Source organism: Exiguobacterium sp. s28, from assembly GCF_018618135.1.
Lineage (GTDB): Bacteria > Bacillota > Bacilli > Exiguobacteriales > Exiguobacteriaceae > Exiguobacterium > Exiguobacterium mexicanum_A.
The window spans coordinates 399008-423209 of sequence record NZ_JACSLL010000001.1; the positions used below are offsets into that span (position 1 = coordinate 399008).

Below are 24202 nucleotides of genomic sequence, written 5' to 3' on the forward strand. Positions count from 1 at the left end.
TTATAACGAATGAGGAACAAGAACGGATCAAGGTGAATCAAACAGGAGCCGAAAACTCTTTTTTGATTTGTTCTATATCGATATTTGTTTTTTCATGAATATAATGGACTAACGTATCATGCTGTTCCACAGTATTTAGCTTTTTAAATTTCTCAACATCGCCTTCAAAGCCTTTGAAGTACTCGCTTTGATATTCAGGATTGTTAAAGAGCTTTAGATATTCCATATAATCTTTCACGGTCATCTGGCTCACGATTTGAGACAGGATTGCATCCCACTCTTTTATCCGACTCTCATGAATCTGTTTTTTGATGACGATGTCCTGCGCCTGCTCGAATTTGATTTGTTGAATGCATTGCTCCACTTCCATCTTATACTGGAACAGTTCATCTCGATTTTGAGTGTTTAATGCGGGAACAACCTCAGCTAAATAATATTGATATCTCTTCTTTCGAGGATGCATGATTTTGTCTTTTGGTTTTTTAGGATTTGATTCTTTATTCGTACGCTTACTAAGTCGTTCCTTTACACCGAGTGCACCAATTGCTCCAACAATTTCTTTTTTATGTTCAAGTGCAAACTTTCCTACTGCCGGACCATACTTCTTGACTCCATTTATAATTAATTCCGTAGATTTTTTTGACATGATGATTCCTCCTATGATGGTTATATATTCTCGTGACAATTTTTAAAATAGCTCATAGTTTATATTCAACAAAGTAATATTCAATCCTTTGACACCATTCAAAAAACCAAATAATGGAATCGTACATTCACAAAGAAAGGATTATTGAGCAAACACTCAATAATCCTTTCTCTACAATGATCCTTAGCATTCACCAGATGGTTTCTTCTCATTTTTCTTCTGCAAATATGCTTCTCGAAGCTGATTGATCTTATCTTTTTTGTTCGAAACAGCTGGTTTTTTACCGTCTTGATACTTGGCAGCAGCCACTTTACTTTTCGTATCTAATTGATATTTTCCCATTCGATTCACCTGCTTTCATTTCATTATGATTGAGTTGCTCCGTTAACATCAAAAGACCTTCTAATCTCAATGAAATTAGAAGGTCTTCATTAAAAATCATTGATTGCAGTCGTTGCAGACTGCTTAAAAATGGAGACGGCGGGAGTCGAACCCGCGTCCGAAGGCATCGTAACGCATGCTTCTACGTGTGTAGTTTATCTATTGAATCTCAATGTGACACTGCCGATAAACAGGCGTTGTCGCATCCAGTCTGGTTCATCTCTTCTTCGCGCCCTCAGACGGCGAGGTTGAAGCGTAGCTTGCTTAGTTTGAGACCCTGATAATCATCCACACAAGCGATGGATGTCAGGATCCGCAGGGCACTTAGGCTGCTGCGAGTTGTGTGTTAGTTTTGCCAGTTATAGGCGTTTGCGTTTTAACGAGGCCGACCCCTCGACACGCCACATACGACCGACCTACCCCCGTCGAATCCATAACGTCCCCGAGGTGGTAATTGGTACTACAACAACTATACCACAATCAGGTCTCGCTGTCAGTATTTTTGCCGGTCCCGCAGTGCCCGGTCGACGTCACGCTTCGCGTCTTTCTTCTTCAAGTCGTCGCGCTTGTCATACTTCTTCTTCCCGCGCCCGATGCCGAGGAGACATTTGGCGAAGCCGTTCTTAAGATACACTTTGAGCGGGATGATTGTATACCCGTCACGCCCTTGCGCGCCGATGAGCTGATTGATTTGCTTCTTATGCAACAATAGCTTTCGGACACGGAGCGGCTCGTGGTTGAACCGGTTCCCTTGCTCGAACGGGCTGATATGACAGTTGTGAAGCGTCGCCTCGCCACCATCAAAGCGGACATAGGCGTCGGCAATGTTGATTTTTGACTGGCGCACCGATTTAATCTCGGTCCCCGTCAACACCATGCCGGCTTCAATCGTATCTTCGATCGCATAATCGAAGGACGCTTTTCGGTTTTGCGCGAGCGCGTTCGAATCTTTCTTCTTGGCCATAGACATTCAGTCCTTTACTTCAATATGGAGGAGGGGTCGCCCCCTCCCGTCAACGACGCTTCTTCGCTCCGCGTTTGGCGTCGCCTGTTCGTTTTTGACCGTCTTTCTTCTTCAAGTCGAGTGCCGAGCGTCCTTGCGACGTCTTCGGCTTCTCGTTTGGCTTGGCCGGTTTGCCGGCTTGACCTGGTTTCCCTGGTTTACCCGGCTTGCCGCGCTTCGGACGTTTGTCGTCACGGCCGCGGCCTTTTTTGTCGTCTTTCTTTGGACGGCCTTCCGTCGCTTTGATCGTCGTCGGTTGGCGACGGCGCGACTGTTCCCGCTTCGGCATGCCGACGACGGTGAAGTCGATCGTGCGCTCGTCCAAGTTGACGGCGTCTACCTTGACGCGCACCGCGTCACCGATGCGGAACTGACGTTTCGTCCGCTCGCCGAGCAACATGAGCTGCGACTCGTCGAAGTGGTAGTAGTCATCCATCGACTGGAGACGAACGAGTCCTTCGATCGTGTTCGGAAGCTCGATAAACATCCCGAAGTTCGTGACACCGCTGACGACGCCATCGAACTCTTCACCGAGACGTGATTCCATGTACTCGGCTTTCTTCAAGGCTTGCGTCTCACGTTCGGCATCGACCGAACGACGCTCGCGTTTCGACGCCTGTTCGGCGATCGAACCGAGACGGTCCTCGTACTTGGCGATCGTCTTCTCTGACACGTCGCCGTTGAAAGCATACGTGCGCATGAGACGGTGGACGATCAAGTCCGGGTATCGACGAATCGGTGACGTGAAGTGCGTATAGAAGTCGGTCGCCAGGCCGAAGTGACCGAGCGAGACATCGTCGTACTTCGCCTGTTGCATCGAACGGAGCATGATCGTGCTGATGACCGGCTCTTCCGGTTCACCCGAGATCGCCTTCAAAATCTTCTGAAGCGTCTTCGGTTCGACCTTCTGGCCTTTGAACCGCTCGATATGCACGCCGAAGTTCGCGACGAAGTCGAAGAAGAAATCGAGCTTGTCCGATTTCGGGTTATCGTGCACACGATAGATGAACGGCACGTCCATCTTGTGGAAGTGTTCGGCGACCGTCTCGTTGGCCGCGAGCATGAACTCTTCGATCAACTTCTCGGCGACCGAGCGTGGACGCAAGACGATATCGGCCGGTTTGCCTTCTTCGTCGACGACGACTTTCGCCTCGGCGAAATCGAAGTTGATGGCACCGCGTGAGTTACGGCGCTTGCGCAGCACTTCCGCGAGTTCGGCCATGAGGTCGAACAACGGGATGTACGGCTCGTAGCGTTCGAGCGTCGCTTCGTCATCACGTTCGATGATCTCGCGGACGTTCGTATACGTCATCCGCTCCGTCGTCTTGATGACACTCGGGAACAGCTCATGGTGGACGACCTTCCCGTTTTGCGGGGAGATCTCCATGACGCAGCTGAGCGTCAACCGGTTGACGTGCGGGTTGAGTGAACAAATCCCGTTCGAGAGACGGTGCGGCAACATCGGGATGACGCGGTCGACGAGATACACACTCGTCCCCCGTTCAAACGCCTCGACGTCGAGCGGTGACCCTTCCGTCACGTAGTGTGACACGTCGGCGATATGGACGCCGAGCTCATAGTTACCGTTATCGAGTTTCTTAACGTGGACGGCATCGTCCAAGTCTTTCGCGTCTTCGCCATCGATTGTGAAAATCGTCTCGTTGCGAAGATCGACGCGGCCCATGAAGTCTTTCTCGTCGGCCTCGTCCGGCACGGCGTTCGCCTGGTCGATGACATCTTCCGGGAACTCCGTTGGGATGCCGTGCTTATAGACGATCGACAAGATGTCGACGCCTGGGTCGTTCTTGTGTCCGATGATACGGACGACGTCACACGCTCCGGCGAAACGTCCGTCCGGATATTTCGTGATGCGGACGACGACTTTATGGCCATCGACGGCACCGAGCGATTTGTCCGGGTTGACGACCGGCCAGAAGTTGATGCGCTTGTCGTCCGGCTCGATGAAGGCGAACTGGTCGAGGCGTCCGCTCGGGAGCGTATACGTCCCGACGAACTCCGACAAGCCACGCTTCAAGACTTTGAGGAGCACGCCCTCGGTCTTGCCGCGGTTGTCCTCGCGTTTTTTGACGAGGATCGTGTCGCCGTGGTAGACGTCTTTCAATTGGTCGGGCGGAAGGAACACGTCCTCCGTCTCCCCTTCGACCGATAAGAATCCGAAGCCGCGTTGGTGAATCGAGATGATTCCCGCTGCTTGGCCGAGCACGGCGAGCGTCCCGTAACGGTTCGTCCGTGTGCGGCCGATTAAGCCCTCTTCTTCGAGGGTGTTCAAGGTGCGGATGAGCTCTTTAAAGGCATCCGTCGACTCGAGCGCAAGACGCTCGGTCAATTGGTCCACCGTCAGTGCTTTGTCACTGGCTTGGATGATTTCTAGTAGTTGGTCACGTAAATTCAACGTGACACCTCCTTTTTAGACTGACCAGTCTAACGTTTCGAGAAAATCGAGCACGTCCTGGTGCAGTTTCTCTTTTTCTTTATCGAGTGTGATCACGTGTCCCGACTCCTCATACATGAGCAGTTCTTTTTGGAACGCGTTGATCGCCTCGTAAATTTCGTGTGCAGATTCAGGATCGACCATTTGATCTTTCGCCCCTTGGACGACGAGCGCCGGGACGAAAATATCTTCGAGTTTTGTCGTCGTGTCACGGACGAAGGCACGGAGGTCTTTGAGCGTCGGCATCGGTTTGAAGTCCGCCATCTCCTGTTCGATCTGTTCAGGTGATTTGTCTTCTCGAGATTTATATTCTCGGGCGTAGGCTTTGACTCCTTTGTATAACCGATCTTCGGCATCGATTCCGGTCGGAGCGCACATCGGGATGACGCCTTTGACGTTTTCCTCCGAAGCGAGGCGAAGCGACATGACGCCGCCGAGCGAGAGGCCACAGACGGCAATCTCCTCATAGCCTTTCTCTTTCAATGACTGGTAGGCGTTCATGACGTCTTCCCACCAGTCCGCCGGTCCGTACTGAAGCAATTCTTCCGGCGGCACGGCATGACCCCGATACTGGGGACCCATACACGTATAGCCTTCTTTTTGCAGGAAACGACCGAGCATGCGGACATCCGCGCTCGATCCGGTAAAGCCATGTAACATCAACACGGCACGTGGTCCGCCTTCAAAGAAGAACGGTTTCGGTGCTGTAATCTTCATTGCTAACGTCATCTCCTCATACAATCCATTATTCCCAAAAAATAATTGAAAAAAACAAAAGCCGACCGCCTCACGTAAAAATCGAGAACGATCAGCCTTTCATCATAATGATGCGACTAGTAATCCTAAAATGAAAAACAATGTGCCTAGTACAGCTGCAGTTCGGTTCAAAACAGCGTCGAAGCCGCGCGCTTTCTGGCGGCCGAACAACTGCTCCGCGCCACCTGCAATCGCCCCAAGACCTTGCGACCGACCTGACATGAGCAGTACGACGACAATCAATAAAACAGCCACGACGAGCAGGCTGATTGTAGCGATCGTTTGCATAGTAGTCAGTTCCTCCTTCTTTTTACACGCTTCTTATTATATAGAAGTTGGCGTCAAAACGCCAGCGTTCAAATTATCGGGACGGGTAGCTGAACCCTTCCCCGATGACCTCTTTCACTTGGTGGATGACGACGAAGGCACGCGGGTCGGTCACTTCGACGATTCGCTTGAGCGGACCGATTTGACGCTTGTCGACGATCATATACAACATGTTTTTGTCCTGCTTCGTGTAGTAGCCGTGGCCATGGATAATCGTTGCCGAGCGGCCGAGTGTCTCCGTCAACACGACGGCGAGTTCTTCTTGCTTGTCGCTGATGATCGTGACGGCCTTGCGGATGTTGAGCCCTTCGGCGACGAGGTCGATGACCCACGAGCCGATGATGATGGCGATCAACGTATAGAGCACGACCTGCTCCCCGAGGATAAAGCCCGACGCCCCGACGACGATCGCATCGATGATGAACATCGACACGGCGACGCTCATGTGCAAGTACCGCTCCATGAGGCGGGCGATGATGACCCCGCCCCCGGTCGTCCCACCGACGCGGAGCACCATGCCGATGCCGACCCCGATCATGATCCCGGCGTAGACGGCCGCGAGCAGTTTGTCCTCGGCCGGGCTGCCCCAACTATGGGTCAAGCTGAGGAAGAACGATGTCGCGATGACGGCGACGACCGAATAGACCATCGTCCGGCGGTCGAGCAGCTTATAGCCGACGATGAACAACAGACCGTTCCCGATGATCGACGTGACACCGAGGTCCCAGCCGAACAAGTAGTACAGGATGATCGTGACCCCGAGCAGGCCGCCTTCCGAGAAGTCGTTCGGGACGGTGAAGTAGTTGACCCCGAACGAGAGAATGAATGAGCCGGCGATGATCCAGGCGATATCCTTCAAGGAGATCGATTGGAGCTTCTTCCAGACTTGTTGACGCAGTAGATGTTGTTGCTGACGTTTCATCAATTTTCCCCCTTCCATAAAAAAAGACCGCGGCACAAAGCCACAGTCTTCGTCTTACTGTTGAGCTGGCTTTGGCGCACCGTCTTTCATAATCGGCAACTTGCGGTCCACGACGTTCGTGTAGACGTTCAAGAGTGCCTCTTTTTCCAAATCCCAGTTATATTGCTCACGCGCCGTCTTCGTATTCTCTTTGACACGGGCGTAGAGTGCTTGATCGTCGAGCAGGCGGTTGACGCCTTCGGCGATCGATTGTGGGTCGTGCGAGTCGACGACGACACCGACGTCGTTCCCGGCGACGACACGTTCGATTTCCGGGAAGTCACATGAGACGACCGGTACTTCGGCCATCAAATATTCGAACAGCTTGTTCGATGACGCCGAGTAGTGGTTGAAGCAGACGTTGTTCAACACTTGGAAACCGAGATATGCGTTCATCGTATAGTACGGTAACGCCTCGACCGGTACTTTGTCAATCATCTTGACGCGGTCGCTGACGCCTTCGTCCTCGATCATCCGTTTGATGACCGGCTTGAGTTTTCCGTCCCCGATCATGACGAGCGTGCCTTCGTTGAAGTCCTTGACGGCGAGGATGAGCTGCTCGAGTCCGCGGCCGGCTTGAATGCCGCCTTGGTACAAGAGGATCTTCTCATCTTTCGGCAAGTCGAGGAGCGCATGCAAGTCTTTGCGGAGCGAGAAGTCGAACGGACGATAGAACGGATAGTTGTGGAGCACGTACGGATAGAAGCCGTAGAGCTCTTCGTTGTGCGCCGCGCGCGTGTGGTTCTCGACCATCATCGAGTCGACGTACGGCAAGAGCCAGCCTTCAAGGTTACTTTGAATGTAGCCGTAACCGGTCCGGTCCGTCTGGACTTCATGCGAGTCGTAGACGATTTTGCCTTTGTTGACGAGTTTCCCGGCGATCAACGCCTGCGGGAGCGTGTTCAAGTCGTTGGCGTGATAGAAATCGTACGACTTCTTCGTCGAAGTGAACACCATCTCGAGCATCGCGCTCGCGTTGACGATGTTTTTACGCACCGGCGGGAATAAAATCGCACCCGCTGCCGCACCGAGTCCGAGCATCGTCAATGGGGCGAGGATGAACAATCCCGCGCCGACGAGTCCAGCCCCGAGTTGACGTGTCTTCTTCTCAGATACCCATGTCCGAATCGATTTGAGCGCCTTCATCCCGTTGGCGAGAATCGACGGCTGACGTTTGACGCGAATGACGCGGAACCCTTCCGGACGCATCTCTTCTTTCGGGAGCGACGGATTTTTCGGGTCTTGGAGCGCAATCAAATCGACTTCATAGCCCGCTTCGGCGAGCGCCGAGCATTCGCGCAAGACGCGCGCATCATTCGTAAAATGGTTCCATACAAACATACATACTGACTTCATCATGTTTCCTCCATCGTTACTTTTTCTATCACGTCTTCGAGGACGTGTATATTGTTTTCCCAGCACAGGTTCTCTTTCACATAACGGATCCCGTTCACGCCATATTTCTCACGTAACTCGGGACGTTCGAGCAGTTTACGGAGCATGTGCTCGATCTCATTGATGTCACGTTTCCGTGACACGTAACCGACCTCGGCCGCTTCGATGACATTCGCCGCATGGCCTGACACCGCCGCGACGATTGGTTTACCAACCGCCATGTAATCAATCAGTTTGCCCGGGATGACCGTATCGAACACTTCTTGCTCGATCAGGCTGACGAACGCGACGTCCGCGTTCTTTATGGCTTGGAACGCCTCCGTCCGAGGCATCGCCTCGAGGAAGAGGAAGTTCTTGAAGCCACGGGCCTTGATCGTCTCTTTCAACTCGTTTTTCCGGTACCCGTAACCGATCAATTTGAAGTGAACGCGCGGCTCGTCACGGAACCGCTCCGCAAGTTCAAGCAAGAGCGACACGTCTTGGGCGAGGCCCATGTTCCCGGCGTACAGGATTTCCATCCGGTCGTCCTCAGGGACGGTCCGCTCGAGGTTGCGCTCGCTCTCACGAATCGAGTTCGGCATGTAGTGGATCATCTCGTTCTCGACGCCGCGCTGGCGAAGATAGCTGCGGAACCCTTCCGAGTTGATGATGATTTCATCGGCCGACTTGTAAAGACGCTTCTCGAACCAGAACGCCGGGGCGAGCATCCAGTCGTGTTTGAACACGCCGACGCCTTTCACCGACTCCGGCCAGAGGTCACGCACGTCCAAAATAAACGGGACGCCGTACTTGCGTTTCGCATACACACCGACGAACGCCATAAAAAAAGACGGGGTCGTCGCAAAGACGACATCCGGTTTCGAGTCGAGCTTTTGGACGGCGGCGACGCCTTTGATCATCTGTTCCAAAAACAAAGCGAGCCGACTCACCATGTTCGACGTATGCTTGCGCTTCTTCGTGATGAGTCGCTTGATGAACGACTGGTTGTTGAGCGCCTTGTCGTTCCAGAAGCGATCGTCTTTATACAAGTTGAAGTTCGGATACGATGGGGCGGCCGTGATGACCTCCACCTCGTATCCGCGTTCCTTCATGAGATGCGTGATATTTTGCATCCGGTTGCCGGCACTGCCGATCTCCGGATAATAGTTTTGACAGACCATTAACATTGTTTTCAAAAATAACACACCTTACTGTTGTTCGAGTTCGTCCACGAAGCGCTTCAAGAGCGTGTGGACGTTGGCTTTTAAATCTGGGTCGCACAGTGCGTGGGCGATCGTCGCTTCGATGAAACCGATCGGTTCCCCGACGTCATAGCGACGCCCGTCAAATTCATAGGCGAAGACGGTCTCCACCTCGTTCAAGCGGGCGATGGCGTCCGTCAATTGGATCTCGCCTCCCGTCCCGACTTCTTGCGCCGACAACGCCTCGAAGACGTCCGGTGTCAAAATGTAACGGCCGAGGATGGCGAGGTTCGATGGGGCTTCACCGACGGCCGGTTTCTCAACGAACGTCCGGACCGGGATGAGCTTTCCTTCGACGGCAAGCGGGTCAATTATACCATATCGATTCGTCATTTCATACGGGACGCGTTGCACCCCGATGATCGAGCGCTCATACTGCTCGTACTGGTCGATCAATTGCTTCGTCGCCGGCACGTCCGCCTCGATGATATCGTCCCCGAGCAGGACGGCGAACGGTTCGTCGCCGATGAACTTCCGGGCACACCAAATCGCGTGGCCGAGCCCTTTTGGTTCCTGTTGCCGTATGTAGTGGATGTTGGCGAGGTTCGACGAGTGGCGCACCGACTCGAGGAGCTCGGTCTTGCCTTTTGACTCGAGGTTCTGTTCGAGCTCGATGGCCCGGTCGAAATGGTCCTCGATGGCGCGCTTGTTCTTCCCGGTCACGATAATGATGTCCTCGATGCCGGAAGCGACGGCTTCTTCCACGATGAATTGAATCGTCGGTTTGTTGACGATCGGGAGCATCTCTTTTGGCATCGCCTTCGTCGCCGGCAAGAAGCGGGTACCGAGCCCGGCGGCCGGGATGATGGCTTTCCGTACGCGTGTCATGGACGTCTCTCCTTTTTTATGCTGTATCTGATGATTATACCCAATTTCCGAGTATTCACGCACAAAAAAAACGGCCGTGACGCACGTCACGACCATTTCCGGTCGTCCATATACTTGTACAGGAACCAACCACCGACACCGAGCACAATGAGAAGAAGGAGAAAACCGCTGACCATCATGATGAACGCCTCCTTTCACCTACACTAGTCTATTCCCGGAATGACTGGTCGACAAGCACCCCTCTGACATTCTATTTCAGAACCACTTCCGTCCGTGCACCTCGATGAACCGGTACTCTTCTTGATAATGGTCATAATGCCCTTCATCGATCATGTGTTGGAAGGCTGCATCCCCTTCCGCCGCTTTCCGTTTCATCAATCGACAGAGCGCATCGATTCGTAACAGTAACATCGTCAGCAACTCCGTTGTCGAACCTTCCCAGCCATACGCCTCCAAGAAGAGGGCGACTCGTCGTTTGTACGTCCCATCATCACGTTCCGCCTCATAGTAAATGACTTCACCCGACTCGGCTTGATGACGCCGGCTGAGCGGAACGAACGTATAAAGGGCATAGACGATATCCCAGGCTCGTGGTCCGGGCGCCGCCAAATCAAAGTCGATGACCCCTGCCACTTTCCCGTCATGGAAAATCGTATTGTAGACGGCGAAATCGTTGTGGCAAATCACTTCAAACGGTGCTGGCGTATGGTCGAGCGGTTGCCAATCAGACGGCCACTCGACACCGGCGGTCGCGTCATGCAGCTGGCGCATCAATCGAGCGGCGTCTTGAATCGCCTCATCTGACCACATGTAGGCTTTCAACGGATAATCGGTCGTCTCCCCTTCGAGGTACGTCAATACTTCTCGGCCCTGATCATCCACCCCGACAAATCGCGGCACGCCCGATATCCCTTTCGCCTCCAAATGCGTTAACAACCGATGAATATGCGCACTGCCATCTTTCTGCGTACGATAGACATGATTTTCTTTTTTATAGACGGTCGACACGTTCCCGCCACTCAACCTTTTTTCTTGTTCATGCGATTGGTCCATCCAATACCCCCCATTCTTCATCAGTTACGGTCAGTATACAGCAACACGAAGGCTCGACACAGAGCGTTCATGCCCGTCGAAGCGGGACCGTGACTCTTGCAGGAATGCAATCTAACGGAGACCCCGCAAGCGCGTAAGCGCGAGGAGGCTCCGTGGATTGCCTGCAGAAAGCATCGGTGCCGTAAAGACGGGTTTAACCACAAAAAAACAGGCCCGCCAGTTGGCGAGCCTGAAAAACATCAATTATTTTTTGAGGTTGTAGAACGACTTGATACCGTCGTATTTCGCTACATCGCCGAGCATGTCTTCGATGCGGAGAAGTTGGTTGTACTTCGCGATACGGTCTGTACGCGAGAGCGAACCAGTTTTGATTTGACCAGCGTTTGTCGCAACAGCGATGTCCGCGATAGTCGCATCTTCTGTTTCACCAGAACGGTGTGAGATAACAGCTGTGTAGCCAGCTTTTTTAGCCATTTCGATCGCGTCGAATGTTTCTGTGAGCGTACCGATTTGGTTAACTTTGATGAGGATCGAGTTCGAGATTCCTTTTTCGATACCTTCAGCCAATTTCTCAGTGTTCGTTACGAAGAGGTCATCCCCAACGAGTTGAACTTTGTCACCGATTTTGTCAGTGAGCAATTTGAAGCCATCCCAGTCGTTTTCGTCGCAACCGTCTTCGATTGAGATGATTGGGTATTTGCTTACGAGCTCAGCGTAGAAGTCTACGAGCTCAGCAGTTGTCATTGACTTGCCTTCGCCAGCGAGTTCGTACTTGCCAGTCGACTTGTCGTAGAACTCAGAAGACGCAACGTCCATTGCGAGGTAGATGTCTTCGCCAGCTTTGTAACCAGCTTTTTCGATCGCTTCAAGGATAACTGTGATCGCTTCTTCGTTAGACTTAAGGTTTGGTGCGAAACCACCTTCGTCACCGACAGCTGTGTTAAGACCCATACCAGAAAGAACTGATTTGAGGGCGTGGAATACTTCTGCACCCATGCGGAGCGCTTCACGGAACGTTGGCGCGCCAACAGGCATGATCATGAACTCTTGGAAGTCAACGTTGTTGTCAGCGTGCGAACCACCGTTGATGATGTTCATCATTGGAGTTGGAAGCGTCTTCGCGTTGAATCCACCGAGGTACGTGTAAAGTGGAAGGCCGAGCTCGTCTGCTGCTGCGTGTGCTGCTGCCATAGAGACACCAAGGATCGCGTTTGCGCCGAGTTTACCTTTGTTTTTCGTACCGTCGAGCTCGATCATTTTCTTATCGAGTGCGTTTTGGTCGAATACATCGTAGCCGATGAGTTCTGGTGCGATTGTGTCGTTTACGTTAGCAACGGCTTTGAGTACGCCTTTACCAAGGTAACGTGACTTGTCGCCATCACGGAGTTCTACTGCTTCGTGCTCACCAGTTGATGCGCCTGATGGGACGAGGGCACGGCCGAAACCGCCGTCTTCTGTGAAGACTTCTACTTCGATTGTTGGGTTACCGCGTGAATCCAAAATCTCGCGTGCGTAAATTTCTGTAATCATTGACATGAAAATTCGCTCCTTTTTGTTTGGAAAGTTATTTGAGTTACTTCGTGACGATTGATGTGCCGGTCATTTCTGCCGGTTGCTCTCCACCGAGAAGGTGAAGGAGCGTCGGGGCGAGGTCGCATAAAGCGCCTTCTAGAACTGGTTTCAGTTCCACCCCTTCTTTCGTGACGATACATGGTACTGGTTCCGTCGTGTGGGCCGTCATCGGTGAGCCGTCCGGGTTCGTGACAAGGTCAGCGTTCCCGTGGTCCGCCGTGATGATCGCCGCGCCGCCTTTGGCAATGAGTGCGTCCACTACTTTACCGAGGCATTCGTCGACGACTTCGACAGCTTTCTTCGTCGGTTCGAGCATACCGGAATGGCCGACCATGTCCGGGTTCGCGTAGTTGATGATATACGCGTCATACGTGTCCGATTCGATGCGTTCGAGAAGACCTTCCGTGAGCTCGTATGCGCTCATTTCCGGCTTCAAGTCGTACGTCGCCACTTTCGGTGACGGTACGAGGAAACGATCTTCACCTTCGAACGGTGTTTCTTGTTGTCCGTTCAAGAAGAACGTGACGTGCGGGTATTTCTCAGTTTCCGCAGCGCGGAGCTGTTTGTACCCTTGCGCGGCGAGAGTCTCACCGAGCGTGTTTTTCAAATCTTCTGGTGGGAAGACGATGTCCGTGTCGATTTCATCCGAGAATTTCGTCATCGAGACGAGCAAGATGTTCTCTGGATGTGTGTTCGAAAGTTCGAAGCCTTTGAAGCCGGTCTTCTCTTTGAACACTTTCGCAAGTTCAATCGCCCGGTCCGGACGGAAGTTGAAGAACATGATTGCGTCGTTGTCTTTAATCGTCGCAATCGGTTGACCGTCTTTCTCGATGACCGTCGGAAGAACGAATTCATCCGTCAAGCCGTCTGCATACGACTGTTTAAGAACGTCGACTGCATTCGTGCCGACTTCACCTTTCGCGTTGACGAGCACGTCGTATACTTTCTCGACGCGTTCCCAACGGTTGTCGCGGTCCATGGCATAGTAACGTCCAGACACGCTAGCGACTTGACCGAGTCCGAGTTCAGCGAGTTTCGCTTCCGTCTGTTCGAGGAAGCCAGCGCCTGATTTCGGATCACAGTCACGGCCGTCCGTGAAAGCGTGAATGAATACTTTTTCGATACCATGAAGTTTTGCAAACTCGACGATGGCGTACATGTGGTTGATGTGAGAGTGAATCCCACCGTCTGAGACGAGGCCCATGATGTGGAGGCTCGAATCATACTTTTTCACATGTCCGGCCAAGTGATTCATCGCTTGGCGGTCGAAGAGTGAACGGTCTTTGATGGAATTGTTGACGCGTGAAAGTGACTGATAGACGACCCGGCCGGCACCGATGTTCAAGTGACCGACTTCCGAGTTCCCCATCTGACCTTCCGGAAGGCCGACGTACTCGCCTTTCGCGTTCAAGAGCGTATGTGGATACTGCTCCCAGAAGCGGTCGAAGTTCGGTTTGTTCGCCGCAGCGACCGCATTACCGAACGTCTCGTTCCGCATTCCAAAACCATCCAAGATGATGAGGGCGACTGGTCTTGCCATTTAAATCGCCTCCAACAACTTGAGGAACGAAGCAGCTTCAAGTGAAGCACCGCCGACGAGTGCGCCGTCGATGTCTTCTTGTGCCATATACTCCTTGATGTTCTCAGGTTTTACAGAACCGCCGTATTGGATGCGAACCGCAGCCGCCACGTCTTCACCGTAAAGACCTTTTACCACGTCACGAACATATTTACATGAGCTTTGCGCATCTGCTTCGTCCGCTGATTTACCAGTGCCGATCGCCCAAACTGGCTCGTACGCGATGACGAGTTGTTTGACTTGGTCAGCTGAGAGGTCCGCGAGGCCACCTTCGACTTGCGTCTTGATGACTTCTTCGAACTTGTCGCCTTCGCGCTCTTCTAATGTTTCACCGACACAAACGATTGGCGTAAGACCGTGTTCGAACGCTTTTTTCGTTTTGCTGTTGATGAACGCATCAGATTCGCCGAAGTATTCGCGACGCTCTGAGTGTCCAAGGATGACGTATGTCACGCCGAGGTCAGCGACCATGGCCGGGCTGATTTCACCTGTGTATGCCCCGCTGTCTTTGTCGTACATGTTTTGAGCACCGAGCTTAAGGTTTGACCCCTTCGCTGCTTCTACCATCGGTGCGAGAAAAAGTGCTGGTGCACCAATCGCCGCGTCAACTTTGTCCGTTGACGGGATGTTATTTTTAACTTCCTCTACGAAAGCGACAGCTTCCGAGAGTGTTTTGTTCATTTTCCAGTTACCTGCAATAATCGGTTTACGCATCGATAACCCTCCTCTATTTTACTTGTCGTTCAACGCTTCGACGCCTGGAAGTTTCTTGCCTTCCATGAATTCGAGTGAAGCGCCGCCACCAGTCGAGATGTGGCTCATTTGGTCAGCAAGGCCGAACTTGGCTGCTGCCGCGGCTGAGTCACCACCACCGATGATTGAGTATGCGTCGCTGTCTGCGAGTGCTTGAGCGACACCTTTCGTTCCGTTAGCGTACTTATCGAGTTCGAATACGCCCATCGGTCCGTTCCAAACGACAAGTTTCGATTCGCGAATCGCTTCCGCGTAAATTTCGACTGTCTTCGGTCCGATATCAAGACCCATGTGATCCGCAGGGATCGAGTCGATATCGACTGGTCCGACGTATGTCTCTTCGCCGAATTCTTTCGCAATGACACAGTCGACCGGCATCAAGAACTTCACGCCTTTGTCTTCTGCTTTTTTCATGAACTGACGAGCGAGGTCGAGCTTGTCTTCTTCAAGGAGTGACGTTCCGACTTCGTGCCCGAGTGCTTTCGAGAACGTGTACGAGAGACCGCCACCGATGATGAGTGTGTCAACGATGTCAAGAAGGTGGTCGATGACCCCAATCTTGTCAGCAACTTTCGATCCGCCGATAATCGCCGTGAACGGACGGTCTGGATTCGAGAGTGCCTTCCCGAGGACTTCAAGTTCTTTCTCCATCAAGAGACCAGCCACCGCGTGGTCCACGTTTTGCGCGATACCTTCTGTTGAAGCGTGGGCACGGTGAGCCGCACCGAACGCGTCGTTGACGAAGATATCAGCGAGTGCCGCGAAACCTTTCGCGAGTTCTGGATCGTTTTTCGTTTCACCAGGGTAGAAACGGACGTTCTCGAGAACGACGACGTCACCTTCACCAAGTTTTGAAACGGCTTCTTCTGCGACTGGACCGTACGCCTCTTCAACGAGGGGTACATCTTTGCCGAGAAGTTCAGCGAGACGTTTAGCGACCGGTGCGAGTGAGTACTCGAGGTTCTTCTCGCCTTTTGGACGGCCGAGGTGGCTCGCCAAAATGACTTTCGCGCCGCCGTCGATCAAGTGTTTGATCGTCGGAAGAGCCGCTTGGATCCGCGTTTCATCTTGAATGACGCGATCTTTGAGTGGAACGTTGAAGTCAACGCGGCAAAAGACGCGTTTCCCTTTTACATCGATGTCACGAATAGACTGTTTGTTCATAACCTTCGCCTCCATATGTCGTGCGTGTCAATTTCATAAATAGAGCGGAGAACAATCTCTTGTTTCCGCTCCTATTTGATTCTATTTAGTTCACGAACTTACTTCGCGATTTCAGCGAAGTGCTTGAGTGTGCGAACCAATTGTGCAGTGTAAGACATTTCGTTGTCGTACCAAGAAACTGTCTTAACGAGTTGCTTGTCGCCAACTGTCATTACTTTAGTTTGTGTCGCATCGAAGAGTGAACCGTAAGTGATTCCGACGATGTCAGAAGATACGATTTCATCTTCAGTGTAACCGAATGACTCGTTCGCTGCTTTTTTCATTGCTGCGTTGATTTCGTCAACAGATACAGTTTTCTCAAGAACTGTTACGAGCTCTGTGAGTGAACCTGTAGCAACTGGTACACGTTGTGCCGCACCGTCAAGTTTACCTTGAAGTTCTGGGATAACGAGGCCGATCGCTTTAGCCGCACCAGTTGTGTTCGGTACGATGTTTGCTGCTGCCGCACGTGCACGACGGAAGTCGCCTTTCGGGTGTGGAGCGTCAAGCGTGTTTTGGTCGCCTGTGTAAGCGTGGATTGTTGTCATGAGACCTTCAACGATTCCGAACTGGTCTTGGAGAACTTTCGCCATTGGCGCCAAGCAGTTTGTCGTACAAGAAGCACCAGAGATTACTGTCTCAGTACCATCAAGGATGTCGTGGTTTGTGTTGTAAACAACAGTCTTCATGTCACCTGTAGCCGGAGCCGAGATCACAACTTTTTTCGCGCCAGCTTTCAAGTGAAGCTCCGCTTTTTCTTTTGCTGTGAAGAAACCAGTACATTCGAGAACGATGTCAACACCGAGCTCGCCCCATGGAAGTTCTTCTGGGTTGCGGTTAGCAAGTGTAACGACTTTCTCGCCGTTTACGAGGAAGTGACCGTCGTGTACTTCTACTTCTCCGTCGAAACGACCTTGTGTCGTGTCATACTTGAGAAGGTGAGCGAGCATCTTCGTGTCAGTCAAGTCGTTGATTGCAACAACTTCGACTCCTTCGTTTTTGATGATCTCGCGGAATGCCAAACGACCAATACGTCCAAATCCGTTAATACCAACTTTTACTGCCATAGTTAATTTCCTCCTTAGGGTAGAAGCTATTTATTGAAGAGCCAACGGGGGTCAACTCTTTAATAACGATTTAATAATTCTGTCGCCGCACCTTCGTCTGTGACGAGGATGATGTTCGGCGTGTGTTTCGCATATGCGGCAATCGCTTGTGCCTTCGATTTCCCTCCGGCGACCGCGATGACGGTGTCCATGTCGTCGAGCTCCTCTAATTGGATCCCGACCGTCTTGACCCGATGAACGATTTCACCTTCGGCGTTGAAGTAATATCCGAACGCCTCGGCGACGGCATCATGCCGTTCGATCATCCGCAAATGCTCTGGTGACGCGTGACGGCGTTTCGCCATCGTTTCCGCCTCACCAATTCCATGTACCACAATTCGCGCCGCTCTAATCATTTCCAGGACATTTTTTATGCTAGGTTCCTCCACCATCCGCTCGAACGTCTCTTGCGAAACCTCGTCCGGAATGTGGAGTAAATGATAGTCGGCATGGGCCCGGTCGGCCATTCGAGAACAGACGGTGTTCGCCTGTAACTCAAGCGTCTCCCCGAGTCCGCCGCGTGCCGGCACGAAATGCATCGGCCGTTCTTTTTTATCGGGCGACATCATGGCCGCAACCGATGCCATCGTCGTCCCGCCTGTGACCGCGATGATATTGTCGTCAGGTGCCAGTCGCGCTTTCAGTTGCGTGACGGCGGCCCGACCGATATCTCGCTGGACCCAGAACGTCTCGTCGGAATCACCCGGTACGATGACGACTTGGCGAACGCCTAGTTTTCGCTCGAGTTCTCGTGCGACTTCCGAGATGCCTAGGATCTCTCCCATGACCTCGTGCAAGTCTCTGAGAACGTTTCGGCCCGATTCCGTAAGGGAAATACCTTGAGTAGCGACCATCAATAGACCTTGGTCTTTCAAAAAGTCGACTTCTCGTCTTAGGATTCGTTCCGTCAGCCCGAGGCTTGTGGCGAGTGTCCGGCGGCCGATTGGCTGCATCAACCGGACGTAATGTAAGATGTCGTAACGATGTCGGAGCGTATCGAGCATGTCGGGAACGATTTGCTTCTGAACTTGAATCAGCTGCTGGATCATACTCATTCCCCCTCGACTTAAAGCATGGACAATTTTTGTCCCACTTTTATATTTGCGTCCCACCGCTACGACTTCATCTTATCAATGACCTTTCCGTCTTGCAACCCCTTCAAACGTTTTTTTTCGATGTAAGCGTATACTTAACAAAATCTTCAACTTTACTGTCATCGTATCGCCCTTGACTAATGACGCGCCCCTCGTGTAAGACGACGGGGATCTCGAACAAGTACTTCGCCTCGAGTTCTTCGTTGCCCGTGATGTCGACCTGCTCGAGTTCGAACGGATAGTCTTCCATGAGCCATTCGAGCATGACGAGTGCCTCCTCGCAGAGCGAACAGTTGGCACGCCGGTATAATGTCAGCACCATGTCAGTCCCCTCCTTTCCATAGTTGTCGTTCCCGCTCCCGCGAGTTTCCAAAACCGAGCGCCTCCCGATAGTTCGCCACGGTCCGTCGTGTCACCGTATAGCCGATCCGGGCCAACTCTCGCATGAGTGCGGCGTCACTCAAAGGTGACGTCTCTTGTTGAATCAGTTCGGCGAGCGCCTTTTTCACCATGAACGGCGATTGCCCATGATCCGTGGACCTGACGAAAAAGTGGCGCCACGCCATGACCCCGCCCTCGGTCGCCACATACTTTCCTTGGATGGCCCGTCCGACGGTCGACTCGTGCTTGCCGATCCGTTCGGCGACTTCTTTCCGCGTCAACGGATGCAAGACGAGCTTGCCGTCGAGCCAGTCCGCCTGACGTTCCGCGATGACCGTCCATACTGAATGAAGCGTCGCGTTCCGCATCTCGAGCGTCTCGTGCCACCACTTCGCCTCGCGGTCGTCCCCGATCCGAGCCACATCGAGCGTTGGGCTGAACCATGTTGTCACAAGCTCACCGTCACGCCGGACGACTTCGAGTTCCGGTACGATATGCTCGGTTCCTTCATATAATATTGGTGTTTTCGGTAACGTCGCCACGATACGGGTCACCCGGTCGAACTCGGCCACCGAGATGTCGAGTCGGCCCGGGATGTCATCAACGTTCGCGTCGAGCGCCTCGAACACGTCCAAGACGAGCGGGTCGTCATGTTCAATCGCATGCCGGTATTGGCAGTCACGCTCATTCTTCGCCCCGATCCCCGTCGGTTCTAAAAACAAGAGCGCCTGGCGTGCCGCCTCAATGTCCGCCACATCGACCTCGAAGCGATGGGCGAGCACGAAGTCACTATCAGGTAAGAGGCCGCGGTGGTCTAGCGCGAGGACGAGCCGCTTTTGAAGCATACGTTGGACCTCGTTCCCACTTCCTTCCTCAATCTGTTCGAACAGACGCGACTCGAATCCGCTCGCCGTGTCCTCCACCCATTCGACCGCGCCGCTGCCCATGGCGATGTTCGGGTTCCGCTTTGACAAGCGGCCGAGCTGAAAAGCGATCGCGGTCCGGTCTGCTTCGAGAACCGGCAGACGCCTGACCATGTCCTGGGTCAGTTGTTGCTTTTGAAGTTGCTGTTGTTCTTGGCGTTGCATCGGTCACACCCCTCTCGTTTCCTATTGTAGCGAAAGGCGGGAAAACGCGCTCAAAAAAAAGTGAGACGAACAGGATTGCTTTTTTAAAAAAACAAATGTATAATAAATCGTGTCAGAGAACATGCACCCGTAGCTCAGGGGATAGAGCACTGGTTTCCGGTGCCAGGTGTCGGGAGTTCGAATCTCTCCGGGTGTATCAAAGAAAGAGGTCAGGCAGATGCCTGGCCTCTTTTGTCGTTTTAGAATCGTCAAACCGTGGAATAGGTCAAAAACGATGACTATCGTTTGACCAACATTGACTATAGCGGTATGATATGTTTACAACCTACATAAAGGAGGCAGATTCAATGTTAATTCCAACAGTTATCGAACAAACAGGTCGCGGGGAACGCGCGTACGATATTTACTCACGCTTGCTCAAGGACCGCATCATCTTGCTCGGAAGTGCGATCGACGACAACGTCGCCAACTCGATCGTTGCCCAGCTCCTCTTCCTTGCAGCCGAGGACCCAGATAAGGACATCTCACTTTACATCAACAGCCCGGGTGGTTCGATCACTTCCGGAATGGCGATTTATGACACGATGAACTTCATCAAACCGAACGTGTCGACGATTTGTATCGGAATGGCCGCATCGATGGGTGCCTTCTTGCTCCAAGCCGGTGAAAAAGGCAAACGCTTCGCGCTTCCAAACGCGGAGATCATGATTCACCAACCGCTCGGCGGTACGCAAGGTCAAGCATCGGACATCAAGATCCATGCTGAACGCATCATCAAGATGCGCGAGAAATTGAACCAAATCATGGCCGACAACACTGGCCAGCCGCTTGAAGTCATCGAGCGCGACACTGAGCGCGACTACTTCATGTCAGCTGACCAAGCGAAAGACTACGGTCTCATCGACAAAGTCATGACGCGTTAATGACGCAACCCCATCCTCCTCAGAGAATGGGGTTTTTGTTTACTCTTCGACCTCGACCCCGAACACATAGTGGCTGTCCCCACGCGGCCACTCCCCGCCCGTCTCGAACAGATAGACGCCCGGTTCGTCTGGGACGACGGGTTCAGACCGTACGAGCTCCCCGTCGATGATTTGATGGAATGAGACATTCGACGGTTCGGCATGGAACTCGACATCAATCTCGGCACCCGGCTCGACCGGCACGAGCTGCAAGTCGTCCGCTTCCGGCAACCCGTGGTCTTCACATACCGCCTCGCCCCCATTGGACCAGCAGAACGTCGACTGCTTCACCTCGGCCGTCACCGACCCGACCCGGACCGTCGGGAGCGGCGGTTTGATCGAGGACTCCGACTTCCAAAACGAGGTGGCCAACAGCGCGCCACCGACGAGAATCAACCCAACCACGACGATCCATAACCCTTTTCGTCTCAACTCGCTCATCTCCTTTGTTCTTGTATTCCCCGTTCCACGAAAAAAAACGACCCACTTCCGTGAGTCGTCCCGTTCATTTCGGGCGTCGGAGCCCTTTCATCATATAGCCGCCTTTAAAGTCGATCGGATCGAATGCGACGAGGAAAGCCTTCGGCTCATACTCCTCGACCATTTGCCGCAAATCTTTCATCCGCGTCCGTGCCGCCAAGACGTCGAGACGATATCGGATGCCGTCACGTCCCTGTCCTTGGTAATGCGTCACGCCATAACCGCTGTCGCGCATCTTTTGGATGAGCTCGGCCGGGAACTCTTGCGTGTGGACTTGGATCATGTTGTAGCCGATAGCAAGCTTACGCTCGACGTAACCGCCGACGAGAATCCCGAGCCCGAATCCGACCGCATAGACGATCATGCCGAGCGTCGTCAAATCTTGGAACACGATCCCGAGCGCGAAGATATAGATTAGCGTCTCAAGCGTCCCGAACAGCCCCGCAATCATCGTTTTTCCTTTGACGAGCATGATTGTCCGAAGCGTCAGCACCGGTACGTAGACGAGTTGTAATACTAGGATGAGCAAGATTTGCCCCATAGGATCGACCTCCATTCTAATTCAATATAACCACTATTCCAAATTTTAAGGCCGGATGCAACCAAAAAAGGCTGACCGCAGTCAGCCTTTCGCAATTATTTGTCTAAGTTATCCACGCTCGTGAGCAGTTCATAATCTTTGCGGATGACCTGATAGATGGCGTTCGTGTCACCTGACAATACTTCTTCCGCGCGCAATTGGTTGAGGAAGAGGCTTGTCGCGAACGTGACAAGGGCGCTTTTCGGGATCCCGATTTGTTTCGCACGCTCCGTGATGACCTGGTCTAAATCAGCGTCGATCGTGAGCGAGATTCTTTTCTTTGCATTCGACATAATCATGAAGCTCCTTTAAGTTACATTTCTAAGTCCTATACACAATTGCTAATTATATAGGAAGAATGGTTTTGGTGCAACCGGGGTCACGATGAGCTGATTTCTTCACCGTTTCGCACCTTGTCCGCGATCTGGTCGATTTTGCGGAGCCGATGGTTGATCCCCGACTTCGAGATCGGTCCCGTCTCGAGCATCTCGCCGAGTTCTTGGAGCGAGACGTCTTGATGGGTGACCCGGAGCTCGGCGATTTCCCGGAGTTTGACCGGTAAGATTTCAAGCCCGACCGTGCGCTCGAGGAACTTGATGTTCTCGACTTGACGGAGCGCCGCCCCGACGGTCTTGTTCAAGTTCGCCGTCTCACAGTTGACGAGCCGGTTGACCGAGTTGCGCATGTCTTTGATGATACGCGCGTCCTCGAAGTCGAGCATGCCGCGCGTCGCCCCGATGAGTTTCAGGAAGTCCGAGATCTTTTCACTCTCTTTGATATAGAGGATGTGCCCTTTCTTCCGCTCGAGCGTCTTCGCGTTCAAGCCGAAGCGGTTGGCGAGGTCACGGAGCGCCTGGTTATGGTTCTCGTACAGGCTGTACACCTCGAGGTGATATGACGACGTCTTCGGATGGTTGATTGACCCGCCGGCAAGGAACGACCCGCGTAAATAGGCACGGGCGAGGTTCTCGTCACGTGTCATGTCCGAGTTGAGCGTGCGGATCATCTCGTAGTTCTCCCCGAGGATTTCAAGGTCTCGAAGCATCGTCTCGGCACGCTGGGCGACCCGGACGATATAGACGTTGTTCTTCTTCAACCGCATTTTCTTCCGTACGAACAAATCGAGATGATGGTCGTACAGCCGTTTCATGAGGGAATAGATTCGACGTGCGATGGCGGCGTTCTCGGTCGAGACGTCGAGCGTCATCCCTCGCCCTAAAGCGAGCGAGATGACCCCGTTCATCCGAACGAGCGCGGATAGTTCCGCTTTCGCCTCGGCATCGGTCACGACGAGTTGCGTCAATTCTTTTTTGACGTCAGAGGCAAAGCTCATGCCGGTCCCCTCCTTTCTGTTCAATCACAACTTATTTCAGCTCAAGTTCTTGGAACGAGCGTGGTTTCTTGATGCGCAGGACGCGTTGCATGACGAGTCCGGCGATGGCGTCCGAGTCGTGGCGGATATAGTCACGGTTATAGTCGACGATGTCCCCCGCGAGCACGTTCGTGCCGTAATTTCGAAGCTTCTTCCGATCGAAGCGGACTTCTTCCGAGCCGTCCTCGAGGTAACGCTCTAAATAGATGTCCTCGATCGGCTCGTTGTTGACGACGATCGTGTCGACCGTCGACTTGCCGAGATATGCCTCGATCGATTTCAAATGTTTCATCGCGTCATACCCTTTCGTCTCACCAGGCTGCGTCATGACGTTGCAGATGTAGACGACCGGTTTACCCGAGCGGACGATGGCGTCACGCACTTCTGGAATCAAGAGGTTCGGGATGATGCTCGTATACAAGCTCCCTGGACCGAGCACGATCAGATCGGCGTCCTCGATCGCCTCGACGACACCAGCCGCCGGCTTGATGCCTTCCTCGAGCAAGAACAGACGCTTGATTTGTTTCTCGACGAGCGGGATCTTTGATTCACCTTTGACGATCGTCCCGTCCTCGAACTCGGCGGCGAGCGTCATGAGTGTCTCCGTCACCGGGAGCACCTTGCCTTGGGCGTTCAACAGCTGCGACAAGACGTCGACCGCCTTGACGAACGAGCCTTCACAGATGTGCGTCGCCGCCGTCAACATGAGGTTGCCGAGCGAGTGCCCTTCGAGCCCGTAACCGCTGTCGAACCGATACTGCAAAATCTTGTCCATGAGTGGCTCGACCTCGGACAAGGCGAGGATGACGTTCCGGATGTCGCCCGGCGGTAACATATGGAACTCGTCACGGAGGCGCCCCGAGCTGCCCCCGTCGTCCCCGACCGTGACGATGGCCGTGATGTCGAGCGGATAATGCTTCAAGCCCCGGACGAGCGTCGAGAGGCCCGTCCCTCCACCGATGGCCACCACTTTTCTATCGCGTCTCATC

25 protein-coding genes, 1 tRNA gene and 1 other RNA gene are annotated in these 24202 nt (G+C 53.0%); 2 read left to right on the forward strand and 25 right to left on the reverse strand.

Annotated elements, in window-relative coordinates; translation table 11 throughout:
* Positions 1-37: 37 nt before the first annotated feature.
* The 20 genes from KNP78_RS02015 to KNP78_RS02110 all read right to left on the reverse strand — a co-directional run bounded on the left by KNP78_RS02015 (position 38) and on the right by KNP78_RS02110 (position 19819).
* Complete coding sequence (locus tag KNP78_RS02015; RefSeq protein WP_214801338.1) at positions 38-646, reverse strand: hypothetical protein; 609 nt, start codon at positions 644-646, stop codon at positions 38-40.
* Between the two features lie 183 nt (positions 647-829).
* Complete coding sequence (locus tag KNP78_RS02020; protein ID WP_214823198.1) at positions 830-988, reverse strand: alcohol dehydrogenase; 159 nt, start codon at positions 986-988, stop codon at positions 830-832.
* A 127-nt stretch (positions 989-1115) separates the two neighbouring features.
* Positions 1116-1471, reverse strand: a transfer-messenger RNA (tmRNA) gene (gene ssrA, locus KNP78_RS02025).
* Between the two features lie 49 nt (positions 1472-1520).
* Positions 1521-1991 (reverse strand): SsrA-binding protein SmpB, encoded by a 471-nt coding sequence (smpB, locus tag KNP78_RS02030; RefSeq protein WP_029595066.1) that lies wholly within the window; start codon positions 1989-1991, stop codon positions 1521-1523.
* Positions 1992-2040: 49 nt separating this feature from the next.
* Positions 2041-4443, reverse strand: coding sequence for a ribonuclease R (rnr, locus tag KNP78_RS02035; protein WP_214823199.1), 2403 nt, complete (start codon positions 4441-4443; stop codon positions 2041-2043).
* Positions 4444-4458: 15 nt separating this feature from the next.
* Positions 4459-5199 carry an alpha/beta hydrolase gene (locus KNP78_RS02040; protein WP_029595064.1) on the reverse strand — a complete coding sequence of 247 codons (741 nt, stop codon included), beginning with the start codon at positions 5197-5199 and terminating at the stop codon, positions 4459-4461.
* A gap of 102 nt (positions 5200-5301) precedes the next feature.
* Complete coding sequence (gene secG, locus KNP78_RS02045; RefSeq protein WP_012726902.1) at positions 5302-5526, reverse strand: preprotein translocase subunit SecG; 225 nt, start codon at positions 5524-5526, stop codon at positions 5302-5304.
* A 73-nt stretch (positions 5527-5599) separates the two neighbouring features.
* Positions 5600-6487 carry a YitT family protein gene (locus KNP78_RS02050; protein ID WP_052090147.1) on the reverse strand — a complete coding sequence of 296 codons (888 nt, stop codon included), beginning with the start codon at positions 6485-6487 and terminating at the stop codon, positions 5600-5602.
* Positions 6488-6541: 54 nt separating this feature from the next.
* Positions 6542-7882: a glycosyltransferase gene (locus KNP78_RS02055; RefSeq protein WP_214823200.1), complete on the reverse strand. Its 1341-nt coding sequence runs from the start codon at positions 7880-7882 to the stop codon at positions 6542-6544.
* Positions 7882-9087 (reverse strand): glycosyltransferase family 4 protein, encoded by a 1206-nt coding sequence (locus tag KNP78_RS02060; RefSeq protein WP_251128425.1) that lies wholly within the window; start codon positions 9085-9087, stop codon positions 7882-7884. Before KNP78_RS02060 ends, KNP78_RS02055 begins: the two co-directional genes overlap by 1 nt.
* A 21-nt stretch (positions 9088-9108) precedes the next feature.
* Positions 9109-9990: a UTP--glucose-1-phosphate uridylyltransferase GalU gene (galU, locus tag KNP78_RS02065; RefSeq protein ID WP_214823202.1), complete on the reverse strand. Its 882-nt coding sequence runs from the start codon at positions 9988-9990 to the stop codon at positions 9109-9111.
* Between the two features lie 255 nt (positions 9991-10245).
* Complete coding sequence (locus KNP78_RS02070; RefSeq protein WP_214823203.1) at positions 10246-11043, reverse strand: phosphotransferase enzyme family protein; 798 nt, start codon at positions 11041-11043, stop codon at positions 10246-10248.
* 243 nt (positions 11044-11286) lie between these two features.
* Positions 11287-12579, reverse strand: a complete 1293-nt coding sequence (gene eno, locus KNP78_RS02075; RefSeq protein WP_021065450.1) for a phosphopyruvate hydratase — start codon at positions 12577-12579, stop codon at positions 11287-11289.
* A gap of 37 nt (positions 12580-12616) precedes the next feature.
* Complete coding sequence (gene gpmI / locus KNP78_RS02080; RefSeq protein WP_214823204.1) at positions 12617-14155, reverse strand: 2,3-bisphosphoglycerate-independent phosphoglycerate mutase; 1539 nt, start codon at positions 14153-14155, stop codon at positions 12617-12619.
* Positions 14156-14908: a triose-phosphate isomerase gene (gene tpiA / locus KNP78_RS02085; RefSeq protein WP_034778525.1), complete on the reverse strand. Its 753-nt coding sequence runs from the start codon at positions 14906-14908 to the stop codon at positions 14156-14158.
* Between the two features lie 18 nt (positions 14909-14926).
* Positions 14927-16111, reverse strand: coding sequence for a phosphoglycerate kinase (locus KNP78_RS02090; protein ID WP_131437839.1), 1185 nt, complete (start codon positions 16109-16111; stop codon positions 14927-14929).
* Positions 16112-16209: 98 nt separating this feature from the next.
* Complete coding sequence (gap, locus tag KNP78_RS02095; RefSeq protein WP_034778529.1) at positions 16210-17217, reverse strand: type I glyceraldehyde-3-phosphate dehydrogenase; 1008 nt, start codon at positions 17215-17217, stop codon at positions 16210-16212.
* Positions 17218-17276: 59 nt separating this feature from the next.
* Positions 17277-18302, reverse strand: a complete 1026-nt coding sequence (locus KNP78_RS02100) for a sugar-binding transcriptional regulator (protein WP_034780023.1) — start codon at positions 18300-18302, stop codon at positions 17277-17279.
* Positions 18303-18414: 112 nt separating this feature from the next.
* The gene (locus KNP78_RS02105; RefSeq protein ID WP_034778531.1) at positions 18415-18672 is read right to left on the reverse strand and encodes a glutaredoxin family protein; all 258 of its coding nucleotides are present in this window, start codon (positions 18670-18672) and stop codon (positions 18415-18417) included.
* 1 nt (position 18673) lies between these two features.
* On the reverse strand, positions 18674-19819 hold the full coding sequence (locus KNP78_RS02110) for an RNA polymerase factor sigma-54 (protein ID WP_214823205.1): 1146 nt from the start codon (positions 19817-19819) through the stop codon (positions 18674-18676).
* 123 nt (positions 19820-19942) lie between these two features.
* On the opposite strand from KNP78_RS02110, the gene KNP78_RS02115 reads away from it, so the two are divergent.
* Both KNP78_RS02115 and clpP read left to right on the forward strand, forming a co-directional pair.
* Positions 19943-20015, forward strand: a tRNA-Arg gene (locus tag KNP78_RS02115).
* Between the two features lie 151 nt (positions 20016-20166).
* Positions 20167-20742 (forward strand): ATP-dependent Clp endopeptidase proteolytic subunit ClpP, encoded by a 576-nt coding sequence (gene clpP, locus KNP78_RS02120; protein ID WP_024370422.1) that lies wholly within the window; start codon positions 20167-20169, stop codon positions 20740-20742.
* A gap of 39 nt (positions 20743-20781) precedes the next feature.
* Here clpP and KNP78_RS02125 read toward each other — a convergent pair whose 3' ends face one another.
* From KNP78_RS02125 to KNP78_RS02145, 5 genes are all read right to left on the reverse strand, one after another.
* The gene (locus KNP78_RS02125) at positions 20782-21222 is read right to left on the reverse strand and encodes a hypothetical protein (RefSeq protein WP_214823206.1); all 441 of its coding nucleotides are present in this window, start codon (positions 21220-21222) and stop codon (positions 20782-20784) included.
* A 64-nt stretch (positions 21223-21286) separates the two neighbouring features.
* Positions 21287-21802, reverse strand: coding sequence for a DUF2179 domain-containing protein (locus KNP78_RS02130; protein WP_021065440.1), 516 nt, complete (start codon positions 21800-21802; stop codon positions 21287-21289).
* Positions 21803-21897: 95 nt separating this feature from the next.
* Entirely contained in the window at positions 21898-22134 is a 237-nt protein-coding gene (locus KNP78_RS02135; protein ID WP_021065439.1) for a hypothetical protein, read from the reverse strand.
* 86 nt (positions 22135-22220) lie between these two features.
* A complete protein-coding gene (gene whiA / locus KNP78_RS02140; protein ID WP_034778536.1) occupies positions 22221-23174 on the reverse strand; it encodes a DNA-binding protein WhiA in 954 nt (317 codons plus the stop codon).
* A gap of 31 nt (positions 23175-23205) precedes the next feature.
* On the reverse strand, positions 23206-24201 hold the full coding sequence (locus KNP78_RS02145) for a gluconeogenesis factor YvcK family protein (RefSeq protein WP_214752922.1): 996 nt from the start codon (positions 24199-24201) through the stop codon (positions 23206-23208).
* Between the last annotated feature and the right edge of the window lies 1 nt (position 24202).

Excerpts from the sequence above, each read along its gene's own strand:
- KNP78_RS02070 (WP_214823203.1), bottom strand. The coding sequence starts at position 11,043 with ATGGACCAATCGCATGAACAAGAAAAAAGGTTGAGTGGCGGGAACGTG.
- gpmI (WP_214823204.1), bottom strand. The coding sequence starts at position 14,155 with ATGGCAAGACCAGTCGCCCTCATCATCTTGGATGGTTTTGGAATGCGG.
- tpiA (WP_034778525.1), bottom strand. The coding sequence starts at position 14,908 with ATGCGTAAACCGATTATTGCAGGTAACTGGAAAATGAACAAAACACTC.
- KNP78_RS02090 (WP_131437839.1), bottom strand. The coding sequence starts at position 16,111 with ATGAACAAACAGTCTATTCGTGACATCGATGTAAAAGGGAAACGCGTC.
- clpP (WP_024370422.1), top strand. The coding sequence starts at position 20,167 with ATGTTAATTCCAACAGTTATCGAACAAACAGGTCGCGGGGAACGCGCG.
- KNP78_RS02130 (WP_021065440.1), bottom strand. The coding sequence starts at position 21,802 with ATGGGGCAAATCTTGCTCATCCTAGTATTACAACTCGTCTACGTACCG.
- smpB (WP_029595066.1), bottom strand. The coding sequence starts at position 1,991 with ATGGCCAAGAAGAAAGATTCGAACGCGCTCGCGCAAAACCGAAAAGCG.
- KNP78_RS02050 (WP_052090147.1), bottom strand. The coding sequence starts at position 6,487 with ATGAAACGTCAGCAACAACATCTACTGCGTCAACAAGTCTGGAAGAAG.
- secG (WP_012726902.1), bottom strand. The coding sequence starts at position 5,526 with ATGCAAACGATCGCTACAATCAGCCTGCTCGTCGTGGCTGTTTTATTG.
- eno (WP_021065450.1), bottom strand. The coding sequence starts at position 12,579 with ATGTCAATGATTACAGAAATTTACGCACGCGAGATTTTGGATTCACGC.
- galU (WP_214823202.1), bottom strand. The coding sequence starts at position 9,990 with ATGACACGCGTACGGAAAGCCATCATCCCGGCCGCCGGGCTCGGTACC.
- KNP78_RS02145 (WP_214752922.1), bottom strand. The coding sequence starts at position 24,201 with ATGAGACGCGATAGAAAAGTGGTGGCCATCGGTGGAGGGACGGGCCTC.
- whiA (WP_034778536.1), bottom strand. The coding sequence starts at position 23,174 with ATGAGCTTTGCCTCTGACGTCAAAAAAGAATTGACGCAACTCGTCGTG.
- KNP78_RS02015 (WP_214801338.1), bottom strand. The coding sequence starts at position 646 with ATGTCAAAAAAATCTACGGAATTAATTATAAATGGAGTCAAGAAGTAT.
- gap (WP_034778529.1), bottom strand. The coding sequence starts at position 17,217 with ATGGCAGTAAAAGTTGGTATTAACGGATTTGGACGTATTGGTCGTTTG.
- KNP78_RS02040 (WP_029595064.1), bottom strand. The coding sequence starts at position 5,199 with ATGAAGATTACAGCACCGAAACCGTTCTTCTTTGAAGGCGGACCACGT.
- KNP78_RS02125 (WP_214823206.1), bottom strand. The coding sequence starts at position 21,222 with ATGAGCGAGTTGAGACGAAAAGGGTTATGGATCGTCGTGGTTGGGTTG.
- KNP78_RS02060 (WP_251128425.1), bottom strand. The coding sequence starts at position 9,087 with ATGTTAATGGTCTGTCAAAACTATTATCCGGAGATCGGCAGTGCCGGC.
- KNP78_RS02020 (WP_214823198.1), bottom strand. The coding sequence starts at position 988 with ATGGGAAAATATCAATTAGATACGAAAAGTAAAGTGGCTGCTGCCAAG.
- KNP78_RS02135 (WP_021065439.1), bottom strand. The coding sequence starts at position 22,134 with ATGTCGAATGCAAAGAAAAGAATCTCGCTCACGATCGACGCTGATTTA.
- KNP78_RS02105 (WP_034778531.1), bottom strand. The coding sequence starts at position 18,672 with ATGGTGCTGACATTATACCGGCGTGCCAACTGTTCGCTCTGCGAGGAG.
- KNP78_RS02055 (WP_214823200.1), bottom strand. The coding sequence starts at position 7,882 with ATGAAGTCAGTATGTATGTTTGTATGGAACCATTTTACGAATGATGCG.
- KNP78_RS02110 (WP_214823205.1), bottom strand. The coding sequence starts at position 19,819 with ATGCAACGCCAAGAACAACAGCAACTTCAAAAGCAACAACTGACCCAG.